This window comes from Anaeromyxobacter sp. SG66 (assembly GCF_022690805.1).
Classification (GTDB): Bacteria; Myxococcota; Myxococcia; order Myxococcales; family Anaeromyxobacteraceae; genus Anaeromyxobacter; species Anaeromyxobacter soli.
In genome coordinates this window covers 106,379-125,464 of record NZ_JALCZC010000001.1, presented here as the reverse complement: position 1 = coordinate 125,464, position 19,086 = coordinate 106,379, and the positions used below count along the sequence as shown (strand labels likewise).

Annotated in this window: 18 protein-coding genes and 1 pseudogene; 9 read left to right on the top strand and 10 right to left on the bottom strand. The window is 69.6% G+C overall.

Annotated elements, in window-relative coordinates; all coding sequences use genetic code 11:
* Positions 1-111 precede the first annotated feature (111 nt).
* Both MNZ39_RS00545 and MNZ39_RS00540 read left to right on the top strand, forming a co-directional pair.
* Entirely contained in the window at positions 112-1,140 is a 1,029-nt protein-coding gene (locus MNZ39_RS00545; RefSeq protein WP_242333063.1) for a hypothetical protein, read from the top strand.
* A 430-nt stretch (positions 1,141-1,570) separates the two neighbouring features.
* On the top strand, positions 1,571-2,545 hold the full coding sequence (locus MNZ39_RS00540; RefSeq protein WP_242333061.1) for a hypothetical protein: 975 nt from the start codon (positions 1,571-1,573) through the stop codon (positions 2,543-2,545).
* A gap of 8 nt (positions 2,546-2,553) precedes the next feature.
* Here the strand turns inward: MNZ39_RS00540 and MNZ39_RS00535 are convergent, their stop codons facing one another.
* Positions 2,554-3,393 carry an SUMF1/EgtB/PvdO family nonheme iron enzyme gene (locus MNZ39_RS00535; protein ID WP_242333059.1) on the bottom strand — a complete coding sequence of 280 codons (840 nt, stop codon included), beginning with the start codon at positions 3,391-3,393 and terminating at the stop codon, positions 2,554-2,556.
* Between the two features lie 770 nt (positions 3,394-4,163).
* Here MNZ39_RS00535 and MNZ39_RS00530 point away from each other — a divergent pair.
* Genes MNZ39_RS00530 through MNZ39_RS00520 form a run of 3 tightly spaced genes read left to right on the top strand, consistent with a single transcriptional unit; the run spans position 4,164 to position 7,180 of the window.
* Positions 4,164-4,778: a dihydrofolate reductase family protein gene (locus tag MNZ39_RS00530; RefSeq protein WP_242333057.1), complete on the top strand. Its 615-nt coding sequence runs from the start codon at positions 4,164-4,166 to the stop codon at positions 4,776-4,778.
* Between the two features lie 49 nt (positions 4,779-4,827).
* Positions 4,828-5,826, top strand: coding sequence for a non-homologous end-joining DNA ligase (gene ligD / locus MNZ39_RS00525; RefSeq protein ID WP_242333055.1), 999 nt, complete (start codon positions 4,828-4,830; stop codon positions 5,824-5,826).
* Positions 5,827-5,869: 43 nt separating this feature from the next.
* Positions 5,870-7,180: a DNA polymerase IV gene (locus MNZ39_RS00520; RefSeq protein ID WP_242333053.1), complete on the top strand. Its 1,311-nt coding sequence runs from the start codon at positions 5,870-5,872 to the stop codon at positions 7,178-7,180.
* Positions 7,181-7,251: 71 nt separating this feature from the next.
* Here the strand turns inward: MNZ39_RS00520 and MNZ39_RS00515 are convergent, their stop codons facing one another.
* Positions 7,252-7,725, bottom strand: coding sequence for a VOC family protein (locus MNZ39_RS00515; protein ID WP_242333051.1), 474 nt, complete (start codon positions 7,723-7,725; stop codon positions 7,252-7,254).
* Positions 7,726-7,998: 273 nt separating this feature from the next.
* Here MNZ39_RS00515 and MNZ39_RS00510 point away from each other — a divergent pair.
* Together MNZ39_RS00510 and MNZ39_RS00505 are read left to right on the top strand one after the other, a co-directional pair.
* A pseudogene (locus MNZ39_RS00510) lies at positions 7,999-8,313 on the top strand (cupin domain-containing protein); the annotation flags it as partial.
* A gap of 100 nt (positions 8,314-8,413) precedes the next feature.
* A complete protein-coding gene (locus tag MNZ39_RS00505) occupies positions 8,414-8,569 on the top strand; it encodes a hypothetical protein (RefSeq protein ID WP_242333175.1) in 156 nt (51 codons plus the stop codon).
* Between the two features lie 518 nt (positions 8,570-9,087).
* On the opposite strand, the gene MNZ39_RS00500 is transcribed toward MNZ39_RS00505, so the two are convergent.
* The 7 genes from MNZ39_RS00500 to MNZ39_RS00470 form a co-directional block, all read right to left on the bottom strand.
* The gene (locus MNZ39_RS00500) at positions 9,088-9,612 is read right to left on the bottom strand and encodes a membrane dipeptidase (protein ID WP_242333049.1); all 525 of its coding nucleotides are present in this window, start codon (positions 9,610-9,612) and stop codon (positions 9,088-9,090) included.
* A 90-nt stretch (positions 9,613-9,702) separates the two neighbouring features.
* Positions 9,703-10,437, bottom strand: a complete 735-nt coding sequence (locus MNZ39_RS00495; RefSeq protein WP_242333047.1) for an ABC transporter ATP-binding protein — start codon at positions 10,435-10,437, stop codon at positions 9,703-9,705.
* A complete protein-coding gene (locus MNZ39_RS00490) occupies positions 10,434-12,020 on the bottom strand; it encodes an iron ABC transporter permease (RefSeq protein WP_242333045.1) in 1,587 nt (528 codons plus the stop codon). The genes MNZ39_RS00495 and MNZ39_RS00490 overlap by 4 nt, the downstream gene beginning before the upstream one ends.
* Positions 11,993-12,997, bottom strand: coding sequence for an extracellular solute-binding protein (locus tag MNZ39_RS00485; protein WP_242333043.1), 1,005 nt, complete (start codon positions 12,995-12,997; stop codon positions 11,993-11,995). The genes MNZ39_RS00490 and MNZ39_RS00485 overlap by 28 nt, the downstream gene beginning before the upstream one ends.
* Positions 12,994-13,626 (bottom strand): hypothetical protein, encoded by a 633-nt coding sequence (locus MNZ39_RS00480; RefSeq protein WP_242333041.1) that lies wholly within the window; start codon positions 13,624-13,626, stop codon positions 12,994-12,996. The genes MNZ39_RS00485 and MNZ39_RS00480 overlap by 4 nt, the downstream gene beginning before the upstream one ends.
* A 144-nt stretch (positions 13,627-13,770) precedes the next feature.
* Entirely contained in the window at positions 13,771-15,063 is a 1,293-nt protein-coding gene (locus MNZ39_RS00475; protein WP_242333039.1) for a NapC/NirT family cytochrome c, read from the bottom strand.
* 56 nt (positions 15,064-15,119) lie between these two features.
* Positions 15,120-15,773: a hypothetical protein gene (locus tag MNZ39_RS00470; RefSeq protein ID WP_242333037.1), complete on the bottom strand. Its 654-nt coding sequence runs from the start codon at positions 15,771-15,773 to the stop codon at positions 15,120-15,122.
* A gap of 139 nt (positions 15,774-15,912) precedes the next feature.
* Here MNZ39_RS00470 and MNZ39_RS00465 point away from each other — a divergent pair, with 139 nt between their 5' ends.
* Both MNZ39_RS00465 and MNZ39_RS00460 read left to right on the top strand, forming a co-directional pair.
* Positions 15,913-16,614 (top strand): response regulator, encoded by a 702-nt coding sequence (locus MNZ39_RS00465; RefSeq protein ID WP_242333035.1) that lies wholly within the window; start codon positions 15,913-15,915, stop codon positions 16,612-16,614.
* Complete coding sequence (locus tag MNZ39_RS00460) at positions 16,611-17,954, top strand: cell wall metabolism sensor histidine kinase WalK (RefSeq protein ID WP_242333033.1); 1,344 nt, start codon at positions 16,611-16,613, stop codon at positions 17,952-17,954. Before MNZ39_RS00465 ends, MNZ39_RS00460 begins: the two co-directional genes overlap by 4 nt.
* A gap of 154 nt (positions 17,955-18,108) precedes the next feature.
* Here MNZ39_RS00460 and MNZ39_RS00455 read toward each other — a convergent pair whose 3' ends face one another.
* Entirely contained in the window at positions 18,109-19,059 is a 951-nt protein-coding gene (locus tag MNZ39_RS00455) for a chromate resistance protein ChrB domain-containing protein (protein ID WP_242333031.1), read from the bottom strand.
* Positions 19,060-19,086 lie beyond the last annotated feature (27 nt).

Sequence of the window (19,086 nt, the reverse complement as noted above, 5' to 3'; positions counted from 1 at the left end):
GTCCCATGATCATGGTACGGCAGGAGAATGACGCTCCAACCGCATCGTTCCTCGTTCTGGACGGCCCTCGCGCTCGCCATTTCCGTCGCCGGGTGCGGCGGGGGCGCTTCCATGGGGCCACCGCCGCGGCGGCCGAGCGTGGAGGTGCGGGGCGCGCCGGTCGCGATCTTCGAGCCCACCACCGGGAAGACGACCGTCGTCCTCGACTTCGTCCTGCGCGACTCCTCGGGGAACTCCATCGACCCTACGACGGCGCAGATTCGGCGGCTCGTCGACGGCCAGGAGGTCGACCTCGAGTCGGTCCCCGACTTCCGCGACACGAAGATGATGGCGAACCTGCGCGTCGGGATGGTGCTCGACGCCAGCTATTCGATGACGCAATGGCAGCCGCCGGCGTTCGAGCCCATGAAGCAGGCGGCGCTCGACACGCAGGCGTCGATCCGCCAGCAGTTCACGACCTGGAACACCGGGACGTTCTCGTCGCTGCTCGACTGGTTCCAGGACGGTTACGTCTGCGAGCCGTCGCCCGCGATGCCGGACGCGGCGGTCCTCGACATCCCCGCGCCGGTTCCGGGGGACGCGACGAAGCTCTTCGCGGCGACGGCGCGGATGGTCGATCGGATGAAGCAGCAGTATGACGCGCTCGTGGCGCCGGGGTCGTCCGATCACTTCGCGATGGTGGTCTTCACCGACGGCTGGGACAATTACAGCTGGTACGACAACTCCACCGCGCCCGCGATCAGCTACCCCGCGGCGGGCGGCTCCTTCTCCTGCGCGGGGACGGCGCCCATGACGCTCGACGGCCTGCTCGAGAAGCTCAGCGCGTTCCCGCAGCTCGAGGTCCACGTCATCGGTCTCGGGAACACCATCAAGGCCTCCGAGCTGTCGGCGATCGCCACGGCGGGGCACGGCCGGTTCGTGTCAAACCCCGACAGCAGCCAGGTGGCGACCCTGTTCCAGCAGATCGCGCGCGAGTTCACGACCATCCGCCGCGACGGAATCACGATGCCGCTCCCGCCCGGCGAGTACCAGTACGAGGAGCTGATCGAGGTGAACGGCGGCGTCGCGCGCGTGAAGTTCCGCTTCCGCGCGGGCGACGTGAACGCCGGGGTCGTGCCGGGGACCGTCTCCATCGGTTGAGGCTGCTCGCACCGAAGGCCTCGGGGTCAGCCCGGGCGCCCGCCCCGATCCGACGCCTCTGCGACGCCGGTCGCCGAAGAGCGATCCTGTCGGCCTGAGATGACCGCCTCGACGTCGCGGCATGCGGAGCAGTAGGCCTGGGTCCGGTCGTCGGCCTGCTTCACCACCCACATCACGCCGAGGCACTGCGGCGAGTGCCGGCCCCTGCGCTCGGCGTGCGGGCGGCGGGCGGAGCGGCGCGGACCCGGCTCCTCTTCGCCCACGGACCCGGGGAGCGCGTCGAGCGCTGAGCGGCAGCGCGCGGCCGGTCCAGAGGAACGCGGCAGGCGGTCACACCGGTGAGACGTACACCGCAGTGGCCTACCCAGGAGCCGTTCTGATGGTCATGCAGCCCGGAGCATGATCGGCTTGCTCGACGAGAGGAGACTCTATGCAGCGAACAGCGATGGCTATTGCCAGTTGCTTGTTGCTGGCTTGCGGGGCGCCGGGCGATGCCGATCCCGTGAGCGGGTCGCATGCGACATCAGCGTTGACCCCGGACGCCGTCGAGCCTGGCACCGGCTCGACGGCATGGGACCGGGATTCCGTGCGCGCGAGCTCGGCGGCGAAGGTCTCCGTGTGCCACCGCGCCGGCGGGCGATGGGTTCCCCTCACGCTTCCCGAGGCCGCCGTCAAGAGCCACGTCGGGAACCACGGAGACTTCGTCTATGACGTCTCCGCAGGACAATGCTGCTCGGATGCAGACTGCGGAGGCCTGTCATGTCGGCTTTCCGTCGGCCTCGATGGCGAGAGCCTCATTGGCATGTGTCCCAGGGCGGGCGTTGGCTTGATCGACCCCAAAGCCGCCCTGCTCGCCATGGGCATTTTCGGATCCGCCTCCGGCTTTGCCGTTCCCTTCACCGGCGTCTTGAGCCGAGACGCCTCCGGCCTCTACTCCTTGTCTTTCACGCTCAACGGCATCGGTGCACAGGTTCGGCTGGCGAATTTCGTGCCCAGCAGCGGGACGACAATGGCGGAGAACTTCTCAACGCAAGTCACGGTCACCTTGCCCCCGCGAGACGTCGGCCTCATTACGTTCGACCCAGGTTCTTGGCGGAGTTACCTCAACCTCAACTTTTCCGTGACTCCGCCTACGTTGTTGGGTGTCGGCACCGTCGACCTGATCAACGCCGACGTGGCGGGATTCACCCTTGAGATTACAGCGCCCGACTACCCGGTCGTCTTCGTTGAATCGGCCGGTTCGTATGGCATCTTGGACAACCTGGGACCCTATGTGCACCCGACTTCCTATATCGGGGACGGGTCAGGGCCGGCCGGGTTCTATATTGATCTGCCCGACGGTATGCCGACCATTCACTCGAACGTCCTGGTGTTCAGGGAAGCCGCGTACTCGGTGAGTTTGTAGACACGCCCTCAGCGTAGCGGTCCAACCAGCGGCACGGCGGCCACGCGGAATCCGAGATCGTCGCTGCTCATGTCCGGCTGGAACTCCTCCCGGTACGCGAGGTTGAGCCGCACGTTGGCCGCGCTGTACCAGGAGCCGCCACGCGTCACGCGCATGCCGGGCAGCGCCCGGTCGTTGCGATCGTCCTCGCGGTAGGGTTGCTCGACGTTGTAGTGACGATAGAGCGACGCCGTCCACTCCGCCGCGTTGCCGGACATGTGGTAGAGGCCGTAGCGATTGGCGCGGTACCGCTCGAGGCTCTCACCCGCGCCGACGACGGTAGGATCGGCATCCGGGTTCTTCCTCCAGTTGTAGAGCGCCGCCTGCGGTTCGCTCAGCGCCATGCCGAGGCCGTAGTCGAAGCCGTCCGGACCGCGCGCTGCCTTCTCCCATTCCCCCTCCGTCGGCAGCCGGTACCAGAACCGGCCACCTCCGAAGCGCCGGGTCAGCCAGCGGCAGTAGGCGTCCGCCTCGTACCAGGTGACGAGCACGACGGGGAGCGGGTCGCGACCGAAGCGCGGGAACCGGGGGTCGCTCGGTGTGAGCCGGGCCGTCGTCTGCGAAGCGGCCCGCGCGCGCCAGGCCCACCCGGCGTCGGTCCAGTTGGCCCGATCGTCGTAACCGCCAGGGTCCGCGAGGAAGCGCCGGAACTCGCCGTTCGTCGTCTCGAACGTCGCGATGAAGAAGCCCGCCACCCACGGGTGGTGCGCCAGGCGCGGAGTGCTCCGATCCCCGATCTCGAATGGTCCGCTCGGCACGTAGACGAAGCCCGGACCGTCGTCGGTCGGCGGCGTCGGATAGGGCGGCATCGGTCTCACCACGAGGTCGAGCGAACCGTCGCCGTTGGGGCCCGGTCGCTCGGGATCGAACGTGACGGGATAGAGCAGGCGTCCCTGCGGACCGTTCGCCTCGAGGAAGTACCGCGCCGCGGAAGCCAGGCGGAGGTGAACGACTCGACAGCGACGGGAACCGCTTCGCCCTGGTTCTGCCCCGCGCGGTACAGAGCGAGGCGGGCCGCGCCCGGGTTCGAGACGCGCAACTCGACCTCACCCCGAGCCCGGCGATCCGCGCGGTCCTGGGCGCGGCGCTCGATCCGCGCGAACACTGCGAGACTGATCGCGAGCGGCAGGGCGACGACGATCAGGAGCGCCGCCGTCGCGAGGGCGAGCGAAGGGTGACGCATGAGAGCTCCACCACAGGACCACGCGCGGACGAGGTTGCCAAGATCACGCTGCACACCAGCGCCCGTCCCCAAACCGTCAGCTCGCTGTCGGCCGCGCCGACGGCACGTATGAACGCCTGCTCGCAGGGTTCGCCCGTCGCCGAGCGGTACGAGCTGAGGTTACCGGTCAGCCCGTCGAGCGCGAACACCTCGCCTCCGCGTCTCGCCGCTGCACGGTCGTCGACGCTGGCGTCGATCTCGGCGCCGTCTCGCTTGGGTCGCGACCGATGGAGTTTCCCGGCCGCCGGGTCGAATGCGTGTGTTTCGCTTCCAACGGCTCGGCGGCAGACCATTCTTCTGTGCCGAATCTGTCGACTCGGGCCGGCGTGATTCGTAGCCCTGGTGGAGGACTTGAGTATGCCCAAGATCGTCGTGAATGCATTTCTGACCCTGGACGGCGTCATGCAGGCTCCCGGCGGCCCCGACGAGGACCGCGACGGTGGGTTCGCGCACGGAGGCTGGCAGGCCCCCTACGTCGAGGACGTCATGGGACGGCTGGTCACCGAGGGGATCACGGACGCCGACGGTTTCCTGCTCGGGCGAAAGACCTACGACATCTTCGCCAACTACTGGCCCAAGGTCACCGACCCCAACGACCCCATCGCGACCGCGCTCAACTCGCGGCCGAAGTACGTGGTGTCGCGCAGCCTCGATCGCGTCACCTGGAACAATTCCAGCCTGATCAAGGGCGACGTGGTCGCCGAGCTCCGGAAGCTCCGGCAGCAGCCCGGCCGGACCGTGCACACCTGGGGCAGCACCGAGCTGCTCCAGACGCTGCTGAAGAACGACCTGATCGACGAGTACCGGCTGTTCATCTTCCCGGTGGTGCTCGGCTCCGGCAAGCGGCTCTTCGGTAGCGGCACGGTGCCGGTGGCGCTCAAGCAGGTGGAGTCGGTCACGAGCAGCAAGGGCGCGACGTACCACCGGTTCGAGCGCGGCGGAAAACCGGAGTACGGGCGGATGGGCGCTTAATCGCTACGACGGCCCGCCCAAATGGGCGCCAACGGCAAGTTTAGCGAGCGTGATCACTCACCCCGAGAAGGTGCTCTTTCCCGACTCCGCCATCACCAAGGGTGAGCTGTGCGCGTACTACGACGCGGTGGCGCCGTTGATGATCCCGCACATTCGCGGGCGTCCCATCACGATGGAGCGATTCCCCGCCGGCATCGAGAAGAAGGGCTTCATCCAGAAGGATGTGTCGAAGGGGTTTCCGAGCTGGCTCGAGCGCGTCGAGGTCGAGAAGCGCAACGGCAAGGCGGGCGAGTCCGTGCACTACCCGCTGGTCGGCGACGCGCGATCGCTGGTGTGGCTCGCCAACCAGAACTCGGTCACGCCCCACGTCTGGATCTCGCGAGTACCGAAGCTCCATCAGCCGGACCTGTGCGTGTTCGATCTCGATCCCTCCGCGGAGGATCCGCAGTCGCTGCGCACGGCCGCGCTGGCGGTGCGCGAGCTACTCGACGAGCTCGGGCTGCCGTCGTACGTGAAGACCTCGGGCTCGAAGGGATTCCATATCCTGATCCCGCTCGACGGCGAGGCCGACGCGGAGAGCGTCTGGCGGTTTGCGCACGACGCTGGCGCGGTGCTGGTCAAGCGCCACCCGCACATCCTGACCCAGGAGTTCATCAAGGCCGACCGTGGCGACCGCATCTTCGTCGACACCGGGCGCAACCTGCCGGGCGCGACGTTCGCCGCGGTCTACGCGGTTCGTGCCAGGCCGGGCGCGCCGATCTCGGCGCCGTGCACGTGGGCCGAGCTCGAGGAAGGCACCGTCGGCCCGCGCACGTTCACGCTGCGCACGATGGCGGCGCGCATCGGTGAAGTGGGCGAGCTCTGGTCCGACATGGACGATCGGCGGTGCTCGCTGCGCGACGCGACGGCGAGGCTGCAAACGATGTTGACCGACGCGGAACGGAGCGAGGCGCTGGCCGCGTCGACGCGGCGGCCGGTGTCCCGCAAGGCACCGCGCAAGCAGGCCCTGAAGCCAACCAGGAGCACCCCCTCGAAGCCCAGGCGGTGACTTGTACCTGAACGGATGATCAGGTAACGTCCGGCACATGGGGATGGCATCGGAGCTCGCGCGCGCGCAGCCGCTCACGGCGCCGCGCATCTGCTGCCTGGATCTCGATACGTTCTTCGTGTCCGTCGAGCGGCTGCTCGATCCGACGCTTGAAGGCAAACCGGTCATCGTCGGGGGAAAGCCGGGAAGCCGCGGCGTGGTCACCGCCGCCAGTTACGAGGTGCGCCGCCTCGGCGTGAAGTCGGGCATGTCGCTCGTCGAGGCTGGCAAGCGCGCGCCGAACGCGATCTACCTGTCCACCCGCCACGAGATCTACGGCACCTACGCCGAGCGCGTGCGCGAGATCGCGCGTCGCTTCGCGCCCACGGTGCGGGTCGCCAGCATCGACGAGATGTATCTCGACTTCTCCGGCTGCGAGCGGCTCTATGCCTCCGGCGACGCCGCCTGCGGGAACCGCAGCGAGGACCGCGCCGGCGACGACGTCATCGAGGGCGCGGTGCTGCAGTTGACGACGGCCGTCTTCGACGAGATCGGCCTGCCTTCCAGCGCCGGGGTCGCGACGAGCAAGGTCGTGGCCAAGGTGGCGTCGGCGCTGGCCAAGCCACGCGGTGTGATGCTGGTGCCTGCGGGCGTCGAGCGCGCCGTGCTCGCACCGCTGCCGGTGCGATCGTTCCCCGGCATCGGTCCGGTCGCCGAGGCCAAGCTGCACGCCGCCGGCTACCAGACGCTGGGCGCGGTAGCCGAGGCGCCGGTGGCGGATCTGCAGAAGATCTTCGGCGCGTGGGCGGCGTCGATCTCGCGCGGCGTGCAGGGCCTGGGCTCGGGCGACCTCGGCCGCGAGCGCCCGGCGTTCTCCGAGCACGATCCCGAGGGCGAGACCGTCGGCAGCATCTCCAACGAGCGGACCTTCCGCGAGGACGTGAGCGACCCGGCGTCGATCGAGGCGGTCCTGTGCGGGCTGTGCGAGCGGGTCTGCTGGCGCGCGCGCAAGCGCCACGTCAAGGCGCGAACGGTGACCCTCAAGCTGCGTTACGCCGACTTCCACACGCTCACGCGTTCGCACACCACGATGGCAACCAACTCGGAGCTCGAGCTCTATCCCATCGTCAAGGAGATGTTCGCGGCGGCGCGTACGCGGTCGCTGGCGATCCGCCTGCTCGGCCTCCAGCTCTCGAACCTCGGCACGTTCGAGCAGCTCCCGCTCTTCGATCGCAACGATCGCGTCGGCGCGGTCGTCGACAGCATCCGCGAGCGCTTCGGCTTCTCGACGGTCTCGCTGGCGACCGCGCGCGGCAGCCCGACGAGGCACGCGCCTTCCGGGCCGCGAGCATGCGTACGGCCGCGCGGGGGGTGAGCCCGCGTGCGCGCGCGCCGTCCACCCTCGGCGTTCAGCAGGTCCGACGCGTGATGAGGAGAGTCGAAGCGTCAGCCACGCCTCGCGGCCTCGATCGTGGCGACGTCGATCTTCTTCATGGGCATCATCGCTTGGAAAGCGCGCCTCGCTTCCTCACCCCCTGCCGCGAGCGCTTCGGTCAAGACCCGCGGCGTGATCTGCCAGGACACGCCCCACCTGTCCTTGCACCACCCGCACGCGCTCTCCTGGCCACCATTGCCGACGATCGCGTTCCAGTAGCGATCGGTCTCTGCTTGGTCGTCGGTCGCGATCTGGAACGAGAACGCTTCGTTGTGCTTGAACTCGGGCCCACCATTCAAGCCCATGCAATGCACCCCGGCTACGGTGAACTCGACCGTCAGCACGTCGCCCTTCTTGCCGCTGGGGTAGTCGCTGGGCGCGCGAAAGACGCGACCCATCGCGCTGTCTGGGAAGGTCTGGGTGTAGAAGCGGGCCGCGGCTTCGGCGTCCTTGTCGTACCACAGAACGATCGTGTTCTTGGCCATGTGCTCCTCCTCCGTCTCGCAACGGTCGCTATTGGGTTGGGGCCATGTCGGCCAGATGACGAGGGGCAGTCGCTCCGTGTGAGGTGCTAGTCGTAGCTGCCGCCCCCTGCACCAGGAATCGTCCAGCGCCCCTCGATGCGACGACCGTCGGGAAGCGATGCCACTTCCACGTTGAAGCCGCGCTCCGTGTCGCCGAGGACCGCGAAGCATCAGCGTGGGGCACGCAGCGCCCTCGTAGCGCGCAACGTGGCACCGCGCTAACACCACTGGGTCATGCCACGCGAGAAGAAGCGCGCTCCCATCCGTCTCCCTCCGGGCGCAGGCCGCGCGTACGCGATGGGCCCGGTGCACGCCGTCTTCAAGGCGGACGGCGAAGAGACGCGCAGGCGGTACTCGATCTCGGAGTGGTGGCTCGAGCCATACACGCGCGGTCCGGGCGCGCACGAGCATGAGGAGGACGACGTCTTCTTCGTGATCGAGGGGACGATGAGCTTCTTCGTGGGCGGCGCGTGGATCGACGCGCCGAAGGGTTCGCTCGTGATCGCGCCCGGAGGCACGGCGCACGACTTCGAGAACCGCACCGCGAAGCCGGCGGGGGCGCTCAACTTTCGGCGAGAGCTCCGACACCCCGTACTTCAGGACCGCGGAGGACGGCGGGCCGTCCGACTTCACGCTCGGCGACGACGACATGGTCGTCGTGTACGGCGTGAACCATGCCGCGATCGGAGTCGCGACGTACTCGAGCTTCGCCGTGTACGGCGACTGGGTGCGCTACCCGTGTCCGGACCCGGGAGCCGCACCGCGCTACCTCAACGGCGCGATCTGGTTCCGGCTCGCCGAGTAGCCCGACGACGGTATGCGCACGCTAAGTGAGCCCGCCATGATGCGCCGATCCCAGGCATGGGGGTTCATGCTTCGGATGACCGAGGCGAACTCTCGAATCGACGAGGCACCTGGCGGCGCCGGAAGGCGAGCGCGACCGAGCTCCTCTTCGGCTTCGAGCGAGCGCGCGCGGTTTCGCGATCCGAGCCGCAAACGGCTCGAGCCGGCCGCTCGCATCCGCCCCATCGGGCCACCATCTCGCGACGCGGCTATCGTTGCGCGTGAAAAGAGCACATCGTGGCCACACGGCCGCGGTACTGCGCCGATGAGAAGGAGTCAGATGTCAGCCAACAACTCTTGGAGCACCTGGTCGCTCGGGACGAAGCTCACGGTCGGAATCGGAGGGGTCCTCGCGGTCGTCCTCGTCCTCGTCCTGAACTTCGCCTGAGTCGCTGCGGGACGCGCCCGTCATGGGCGCGTTCCCCCAGCTCGGCTTTCGCAGCGAGCGCGTCGTGCGTGCCGCCTCCGCTGTTCGAGAGCCTACCGCGCGCTCCCGCCCAGCTCGCGGGAGACGCGCTCGACGTCGCGGAGCACACGCAGGAGTTGCCGCCCAGGATCTTGCGGATGTCGTCGGGCGAGTGACCGCGCGCGAGCAGTGCGGCGGTGGAGGAACGGCGACCACATCCTCGTCACGAGGTCGGCGTTCTCGAGCGAGCGGGTGAGCGCCTCGAGCACGGGCGCGTGCGCCTTCTCGGCGGCGGCGACGCGCGCGGCGTGTGCGGCGTCCAGGAAGGCCGAGTGGAAGTTGACGCCGACGACGCCGCCGTTCGCGGCGACGGCGCGGACGAGGTCGTCGGGGAGGTTCCGGCGGTGGTCGGCGAGCGCGCGGGCGTGTGCGCCGGACTCCGGTAGCTCCGGCGCGTGCCAGAGCACGAAGAAGACGGCGCCGACGTTCCCGCGGCGGGGCGTCTCGAGATTCACCTGGCCGAAATCGCGGAGCGGCTCGCCGAGGTCGAAGCGCCGGTCGAGGAGCCGCTGCGGGGTGTCGAGGTGCAGGTCGACCACGATGGCGTCGCGGTGGACCGGCGAGCATGATCCTTTCGGGGATCTCCGGCTCTGCCGCAGCTCGAGGTGCTCGGGCGTGCCGAGCTGTGTCTACGCGAGCGCCTGCAGGATCTGCCTGGCGAATGGCAGGTCCGTCCGCGAGCGCAGTCCGTCCAGGCTGCCCAGGTGGACGATCCGCCCCTCGTCGAGAACCGCCGTGTGATCCCCGAGCGCCTGCGCCTCCCGCGGATCGTGAGTGACATAAAGAGCGGTGGCCTTGCGTTCGCCGAGGAGCTCGCGAAAGAACGAGAGCAGCTCTTGCTTGAGACCGACGTCCAGGTTCGAGAGCGGCTCGTCGAGCAGGACCGCGCGCGGGTCGAGCACGAGCGCCCGGGCGATGGCGACGCGCTGGCGCTCGCCACCTGAAAGCTCGCCGGGATGGCGACGCTCCTTTGCGGAGAGGCCGACGCGGGCGAGGATCGCGGCGATTCGGTCCTCCCGCTCGGCTCGCGTCACGTTTCTTCCAGCGAGCCCGAAGGCGAGATTCCCGTGGACCGTGAGGTGGGGCCAGAGGGCGAGGTCCTGGAAGACCATCGCGATCTCCCTCTCCTCGGGCGCGATCACGATCCGCCCTGGCTCGCTCACCAGCGCGTCCCCGATGCGCACGACGCCCGACTGCGGACGGACGAAGCCCGCCACGACTCTCAGGAGAGTCGTCTTCCCCGACCCCGAGCTGCCGAGGACCGAGAGGATCGCGCCGGCCGGCACCCGCAACGAGACCTCGTCGAGAACCTTTCGACCCTGGCGAAGCACGGCGACGCCGTCGAGCTCGATGGACGTGCTCACGCCTTCCTCCGAAAGAGAAGAACGGATCCTGCGACGAGCACCGCGGCCGTCATCGCCACGTGGACGCACGACAACGCCGCCACGACCGACTCCGGCCCGTTGGCCTCGAGCGTGAAGATCCGGACCGTCAGCGGCTCCTGGCCCGCCGGATAGAGCAGGACCGCCGTCTCGAGGTCTCGCAGGCAGAAGACGACGGCGAGGAGCCACGCCGCTGCGAGCCCGCGCCCGTGGAGCGGTACGAGGATCCGGCCCAGGCGGCGAAAGAAGCGCGCGCCGGCGATCGCCGCCGCCTCCTCGTAGTGCTCCGACCCCTGCGAAAAGGACACCGCCGCGGTCCGGAGGCCCACGGCGCCATACCGCGCCGCGAACGCCAGGGCGACGATGGCGCTCGTACCGTAGACGGCCTGGAGGGAGGGGCGATTCCAGGTGGCGATGAGGCCCACGCCCAGCACCGAAGCCGGCGTCACGAACGCCAGCACGGCGAGCGCGTCGAGCCCCACGCCGAAGCGGCGGCGTCGCGCCGCGGCGTGACCGATCACGACGGCGAGCGCGAGGACCAACGTCCCTGCGATCAGCGCATCGAGAAGGCTGTTCCACGCGCTCGTCCCGATCCACCGCGGCAGCTCCGCGAAGCCGCCGCCGCGGGCGGCCCGGGCGGCGAGCGCCGCGATGGGCGCGAGGGGCAGCAGCGCCGCGGCGGCCACGAAGACGGTCGCGGCGGGGCGCCAGCGGCCGAGATGCAGCTCGGGGACCTCGCGGCTCCGCGCACCCAGCACCGCGAAGGATCGCCGTCCGGCGACGCGTCGCTCGAAGACGAGCAGCCCGACGGCGACCGCGAAGAGCGGCAGCGCCAGCGCGAAGGCCTCTCCGGGCGCGTAGTCGGCGCCTCCGAGCCGCGAGAAGACCATTCCCGGGTAGACGGCCACCCGCAGGAACATCGGGACGCCGAGCTCGGAGAACGCGAGCGAGAAGACGATCAGCGCCGCGAGCGCGACGGCCGGCCGGATGAGCGGGAGGAGGATCCACGTCGCGGCGCGTCGGGGTCCCGCGACGAGGAGCGCCGCTTCCTCCAGCGTCGGATCGACGCCCTGCAGGGCGACGGCGGCGAGCGAGGTGGCGATTGGCGCGAGCGCGAGCGCCAGGACGAGGACGGCCCCCGGCGCAGAAAAGAGGATGCGAGCGCCGAGGTCGGAGCCGACGAGGCCGCCGCGGCCGAACAGATGGAACCACCCCAGCGCGAGCAGGAAGGGCGGCACGAACAGCGGGAACGCATGCAGCCAGAGCGCGACGCGCCGGAGCGGGACGTCCGCGCGGCCGAGCAGCAACCCCAGCGGCAGCCCCACCGCGAGCGAGAGGACGGTCACGCCGGATGCGAGCCCGAAGGATGACAGGAAGAGGCCCCAGGTCCGGGGCGCGGAGAGCGCTTGCGCCGCGTGGCGGAGAGCGTCGCCCTTCGCGAGCTCGCAGCCCAGGAACACGATTGGCGCGAGCGCCAGCGCGGCGAGGGTGATCCCGGCCGCGATGAGGAGGAGGGGCTCCTCCCGGCGCCGTAGCGCTATAGCCCAGCCCATTCCCGGAGCCATGGCTGGAGCCGCTCCATCGTGTCGGCGACCTTCGAGTAGTCGATCTGCATGGTCTTGATCTCGCTCGCACGCTTTCCACCCGGCGCAGGGTCGACACCGGCCCGCAGCGGGATGTGCGCGGCGGCGTCGACGAGCTTCTGCTCGGCGGGAGCGGAGAGGAGGTAATCGACGAGCCTCCGCGCCTCCTCGGCGTGTGGCCCCGCGAGCGACACCACCGCGGTAGGCATCAGCAGGGTGCCCATCCCATCCTGATCGGGGTAGACGATCTCGATCGGCGCGCCGTCGTGGAGCGCCTCGGCCGCATCGTCGGTGTCGGCGAGGCCGAAGGCCACCTCGCCCGAGGCGACGAGGCGCTTCACCTCGCCGTTCGAGCTCGCGATCCGGCACCCGTTCGCCTTGAGCCGCGTGAGGAAGGCCTTCAGCGCGTCATCGCCCCACGCGTCCGCGAGCGCGGCGACGTGCATGGTGGTCGTGCCGAAGAGCGGGTTCGCGATCGCCGTCTGGCCCTTCCACCTCGGGTCCGCGAGGTCACGAACGGATCGAGGCATCTCGTCCGGCTTCATGCGGGTCTTGTTCACGAGGAGGAGGCGCGCCCTCGCGGCGCCACCGGTCCAGGTCCCGTCGGCTGCCTTGAAGGCCGGCGGTACCGCTGCGGCCTGCGGCGAGACGTACGCCTGAGCGAGCCCCCGCTTCACGAGCAGCTGCGGTCGGACGGGGTCCCCCGACCAGAACACGTCGGCCTGTGGGCTCCTCGCCTCGGCGATGATCCGGTTGAGGACCCCGGTGCTCTTCGTCTCCTCGGTGTCGAAGACGGCCCGGACCTTCACGCCGCTCTGGCGCTCGAAGTCGCGCAGGATGGGCTCCGTGAAGACCTGGTCGATCGACAGATACACGACGACCTCGCGCGAGCGGCTCCGGCAGCCGGCGGCGGCCGCCAAGGCGAGGGCGAGGCAGAAGAGCGATCGGCGTTGAATCATCTCGGGACTCCCACGCTGAAACCCCAGGTCAGCCCGGCGCGGATCTCGGTGATGTCGATCCCGCCGGCGCGCGAGAGTCGCACGCCGGCATCGAGCGAGAGGCCGTCCGAAACGCGCCAGATCGATCCGACGAGGCCGGAGACCGTCGTCGGTTCGTCACGTTCCCACTCCACGAATGCTTCCGCGACGGGGCGAACGGGCCAGGCGGCGTGACCTTCGAGGATGACGCCGCCGAACACGCCGGGGGTGTGCGCGCGGGTCCAGACGCCGGCGCCGTTCACGTGGACGGTGAGATCACGCCAGCGCTGTGACACGACGAGCGCGCCCTCTGCCCCGACGCCGGGGTCGCCGTTGACGGTGGGGAGCAGGGCGGAGATCTCCGTCGCGACGCTCAGCCCATTTTTCTGCTGGAGGCTGCCTTCGCGCAGGACCCCCTTCAGCGAGAAGGCGGTGTCTTCGACGCGCAAGCGCGGCTCCTGGAGGTCGCTTCCGAGGTGCACGAGATGGCGCCCTTCGAGCACCGCCTCCCAGCGATCCGCGAAGCCCCAGTTGAGGATGAGGCTCGGCGCGACCAGCGTCTTGTCGGGCCCCCGCACCAGGTACCCGAGAGGCCCGAACTCGATCTCCATCTCACCCTTCGCTGCCACCGCGGCGTCCGTCGAGTTGAACGGTCGGTACGCGCTCGCCGTGAGTGGCCATGCCGCTGCGAGCGCGAACCAGGAGAGAAAGAGAGCGCGCCGAATCCACGATGTCGTTCTCACGACCGTCGTTCCTCAGTGGCCCGCCTTCACCTGAAGCGGCAAGGTGAACCGCGAGATCTCCCGCTGGTCTCCCTTGAACGTCCGGTCGTTGTAACGGTTGAGGTCGTACACGAGGTTCGCCTCGAGGACGTAGCTGCCGTCGCGGAGCTCGGGCTGCCAGGTCAGGACCCGCTCCTCGCCGGCCCGGACAGGCGCCTCGTGCGGGCCCTGCTCGTCCGCCTGGGTCGCGGCGATGTGGTCGGGACGCTTCTTGTCCTCCTCCAGGAAGGACCGGTCGTCGGGGCGTGGGCCGTACCAGGTCGCGAACATCCACTCGCGCGTGGCGAGGACCTTCCCCTTGCGATCGAGGACCCGCGTCTGGAGGTAGATGGCACGCCGGTTCGAGCCGGTGGGGACGGAGTGCCCAGCGCCGACGTTGATCACGTGGAGCTCCACGTTCGCGCGGTCCTGCTGCGGCTGCAGCATGACGAGCGAAAGGGCACTGCCGAGCCGCTGGCCGGAGTGACCGCCGGTCCAGAGGTGGCGCGCGACCGCGCGCACCGGGACGTCCGCGCCCTCGGCGGTCTTTCGCTGCGTCCGCGGCATGTGGCAGTCCTGGCACTGCTGGCGACCGAGACCCGGCGCGGCGAAGTCGTCACGCCACTCGAGATAGGTCTGGGTCTGCTTGCCCGGGACGCGCTTGCCCATGGAATGGCAGAACGCGCACATCTCCGAGCTCGACATGCGCTCGTCGGCGAGGGTCGCGTGCGGCGCGTCGACCTTGTGCGGCCCCCGGATCTTCCCTTCGGGGGTCAGGTGGCAGGAGGCGCAGGTGATGCCCTCGCCCTGCGCCTCAGCGCGGGGTGCCGGCTTCACGATCTCGAGCGCGGTGCGCTCCGGAATCGCGAACGGCTGCGGGAAGTGGCAGACGTTGCACTTCTTGCCTTCCTCCTCGGCCTCTCGCGCGTGGATGGGCCACGGATCGGTCCCCGAGACGGCGTGCGCACTCGCCGCGACCGACGTGCCGGCGGGCATCTCGAGGACCTTGTCACCCTGCGCGCGCAGCCTGACGCCGGGGTATCGCATGTCGCTCCCGAACCCCTCGGCGTACTCACGATAGATGGCCTGATGGCAGGCGCCGCAGTCGGCGGACGGCGTCGCGGTCCCCTTGGGGAAGTCCCTGGACGGCGTGATGGCCGGGGCCGCGGGTGCGGTCGGAGGGGCAGCGGGCGCGGGGGATGCGGGACCGGTGGGTGCGGGTGCCTGCGCTCGGGCAGCGGACCCCGTGAGGACGAGCGAGGCGAGGACGGCGGTGAGGGTCTTCACGATAAGGCTCCTGTCGTTTGAGCTGCGGGACGGAGAATCAGCGGCAGCGAGAGGCGCTATGGAAGCCCGGTCACCGACAGCGCATCGAAGGACGTGACCGAGTCGGCCTTCGTCCACACACCGACCTTCCCGGCGTCCTTGAACGTGTCGTCCGTCGCGTCGATGATCGGCTTCCCTTCCCAGGAGACCTGGAGCCGGTTGCCGCGCGCCTCGACCGCCAGCGTGTGCCAGGCCCCGGACACGACCCGTCCGCTCCAGCCCTTGATCTGCCGGCGCCGCCCGTCGACCACGCGGTACAGGTTCACGTTGTCCTCGAGCGCGTTGGCCCGGGCCAGGTAGTAATTGTCCGCGTCGCGGTAGCGGATGACGAGTCCGCAGGCCTGGTCGACCTTCCCCGCGACCGGCTTGCACCGGACCTCGGCGCGAAGATCCCTGAGCAAGGGTGCGTCGGCGGCCGCCACCGGGAAGCGGGAGTCGGTCCCGTCCTCATCGACCTGGGCCAGCACGTGATCGCCGGCGGGGGCGGAGGCGTCGAGCTGAATGACCCACTTTCCGGAACGGCCCTCGCCCGTCCGGCCGAAGGAGAAGCCGGCGGGCGGTGAGCCCACGGCATCTCCCTGGAAGTCCCAGGTCTTCCCAGCGGCCTGCGCCAGCGCCGGTCCTGCGAGCGCGACGGACGCCAGCGCAACAACACCGATCGTTCGAAGCATTGGACATCTCCCTTTCCTCGGTCGGAGCGAGCCGCTCCGCGAGAGCCAAGGATGGGGCAATCGCGCTCGCGGAGCTCCTGAAGACTCCCTGACAGCGCTGTCAGGATTCGTCTGCCATGGCGCCGCTATACTTCCCATCGTGCATGCCGAAGCTCCCCCGAGAGTCCTGATCGTCGAGGACGAGACGAAGGTGGCGCGGGCGCTCGCCGACGGGCTCGGCGCCGAGCGCTTCGAGACGCGCGTCGCGGCGAGCGGGGAGGACGGGTTCTTCCTCGTCTCGAACGAGTCGTTCGATCTCATCCTGCTCGATCTCATGCTCCCGCAGCGCGGCGGCCTCGAGATCCTCGCAGCGCTCCGGGCTCGCGGTCTTCAGACCCCGGTGCTGATCCTCACGGCCAAGGACACCGTCGAGGACCGGGTCCTGGGCCTCGACGTCGGCGCGGACGACTACCTCGTGAAGCCCTTCGCCTTCCCCGAGCTGCTGGCTCGCATCCGGGCCCTGCTCCGCCGCGGCAGGCTCGATCCGGCGTCGAAGCTCCGGCACGAAGACCTCGAGCTCGACCCCGTGAGTCGAGCCGTCGAGCGCGGTTCGCGGGCGCTGGAGCTCACGGCCAAGGAGTTCGAGATCCTCGAGTACCTGCTCCGCCACCAGGGGCGCGTGGTCTCCCGCGAGATGCTCGCGCGGGACGTCTGGAAGGTGACCGCGCGCGCGACGCCGCTCGACAACGTGATCGACGTGACCATCGCGCGGCTGCGCCGGAAGGTCGACGATCCGTTCCCGAGGAAGCTCGTCCACACCATCCGTGGCGTCGGCTTCGTGCTGGGCATGGAGCCGCGATGACGCTCCGGCCGCAGAGCGTCCGCGCACGTCTCGCGCTGTGGCACGCGGGCGTGCTGACCCTCATCGTCTGCGCCTTCTCCGGAGCGGTCTACGCGCTCGTCCGAGCCCAGCTCTTCCGCGATCTCGATGCCCGGCTGGCGCGCGACGTCGCGACGATCGAGCGAACCTATCGGGAGGCCGACTACGATCTCGCGGAGGTCGAGACCCGCGCCGGTGTCGAGCTCTTCGAGGTCACCAACGCCGGAAGCGTCCTTTATCGAACGGCTGCCTGGACGAGGATCGGGCTCGACCGGGCGGCGCTGACCGAGGCCGTGCCGGCCACCTGGTCCTCGCCGCAAGGGCACTCCTATCGGATCGAGACGAGGTCGTGGCACGAGCTCCGGATCGCGGTCGCGACCGACGAGGCGCTCACTCTCCGCGCTCTGGGCCGGCTCGCGCTCATTCTCGCGCTCGGCATCCCCTGCGCCGCGATCGGCGCGCTGGCAGGCGGGTACCTCCTCGCCGGCCGCGTCCTGGCGCCAGTCGGCGCCATGGCCAGGCACGCTCGGCGCATCACCGCCGAGTCGCTCGAGGCACGGCTGCCGGTCGAAGACCCTCGCGACGAGTTCGGCCAGCTGGCGGGCGTGTTCAACGACACGCTGGCCCGGCTGCATGACGCGTTCGAGCGCCTCCGCCGCTTCACCTCCGACGCCTCGCACGAGCTGCGGACGCCGCTCACCGCGATGCGGAGCGTGGGGGAGGTGGCGCTGCAGGGCGCGCGCGATCCGGCAGCCTACCGCGAGGTCATCGGCAGCATGCTGGAGGAAGTCGAACGGCTGACGAGGCTCGTCGAGGGCCTGCTCCTCCTGACCCGCGCCGACGCGGGACGCATCCAGGCTGCGCAGGCGGTGGTGGATCTGGGCGCGCTCGCGACGAGCGCTGCGGAGCACCTCCGAGTTCTCGCCGAGGAGAAGGGGCAGGAGCTGACGGTCGACGCCCCTCCCGCGGTTCAGGCGCGGTGCGATCCGGCGTTGGTCCGGCAGGGAGTCGTGAACCTCCTGGACAACGCGATCAAGTACACGCCGCAGAGCGGCTCGATTCGTGTGGTGGTCGAGGTCCTGCCTTCTGGTGAGCCAGCCGTCGAGGTGAGAGACACCGGTCCCGGGATCGCACCGGCGCACCTTGAGCGGATCTTCGAGCGCTTCTACCGGGTGGACGCCGACCGGGCGAGGCAAGCTGGCGGAATGGGGCTCGGCCTCGCCATCGCGCGGTCGGTCATCGCGGCGAACGGCGGCCGGATCGAGGTCGAGAGCACCGAGGGAGACGGGAGCGTCTTTCGAATGGTGCTGCCCGCCGTGTGACGACCGGCTGGATCCGTCCCGCATGAGAGCGCTCCTCCGAAGAGGCCTGGAGCGAAGGCGCGGAGAAGGCCGAGCGCTCCCCCCGCCGCCACGACGACGACGACGTTCAGCCGCCACCTCCAGAAGGTGAGTTCTCCTTCTGCGCGTCGAGCGATCAGTGCCTGGCGGCGCCGCTGTGCACGGCGTACAGGTCGTCGAACAGCGCCGTGCCGCGGGCGAGGCGCTGCTCGTCGTCGGCATGCGCGGCAGCGATGCCCGCGACGAGCTGCCCGATGCCAGGCGCCTCCTCGCGGCCGTACTTCGCGTCCTTCACGTCGATGTCGTGGACGATCTCGGCGATCGCGCGGAGGGCGGGATCTGTGAGGCCGAATCGCCGCACGAGCACCTCGAACGTGCACAGCTCGCCCTCGTGAGTGAACTCCGATTCGAACATGTCGAAGCGAAGCTCGCCCTCTTCCGGGCGATACCCCTTCGCCGGGACGAACTTGAAGCGCGCCTCCGGATCGATGAACTTCCGGATGAGCCATGCGCTCGCCATCCGGTCCACCTTGATCCCGGTGCGTGTCACCCAGGTGCGGCCTTGGTGCTGCTCACGAGCCAGCGACGCCTTCGCCGGCTCCGTTCCTTCGACGAACCTCATGCGTGCCTCCATTCCGGACAGGAGGCCATCGACGACCTCGCGCCCGGGTGCTCCGAAGAAGTCGATCGCGGCGAGCTCGGTCGCGCGCTGGCGGAGGCGTGCAACCTGCCTTGCGAGCTCGGCGCGGCGGTCCTCGGGAACGACGCCTCGCTTCGGAAAAGCTGCCGCGATGGCGCGCGCCTGCTCCGCGAGGTGGCGGAAGTCGGCCTCGCGCTCCGACTGGAACCGCTCGATCACCCGCTCGTCGGAGAGGCCTTCGATGAACCGGGCCTCGACGATCGACGCGTCGCCGCCGCCCTTGACGACCTCGCGAAGGACCCACTGGAAGTCCTCCTGCGACTCGTCGTCGTAGGGCAGGGCGTAGACCGAGTTCTTGATCGCGACCGCCCCGATGCGAGCCAGGTGCCGGCCGATCTTGACCCGCAGATAGGCTGGTGTCGGCGGGATCTGGTGGATCAGCAGCATCCAGCGCGCCTCCGGCCGGGCGGGGGG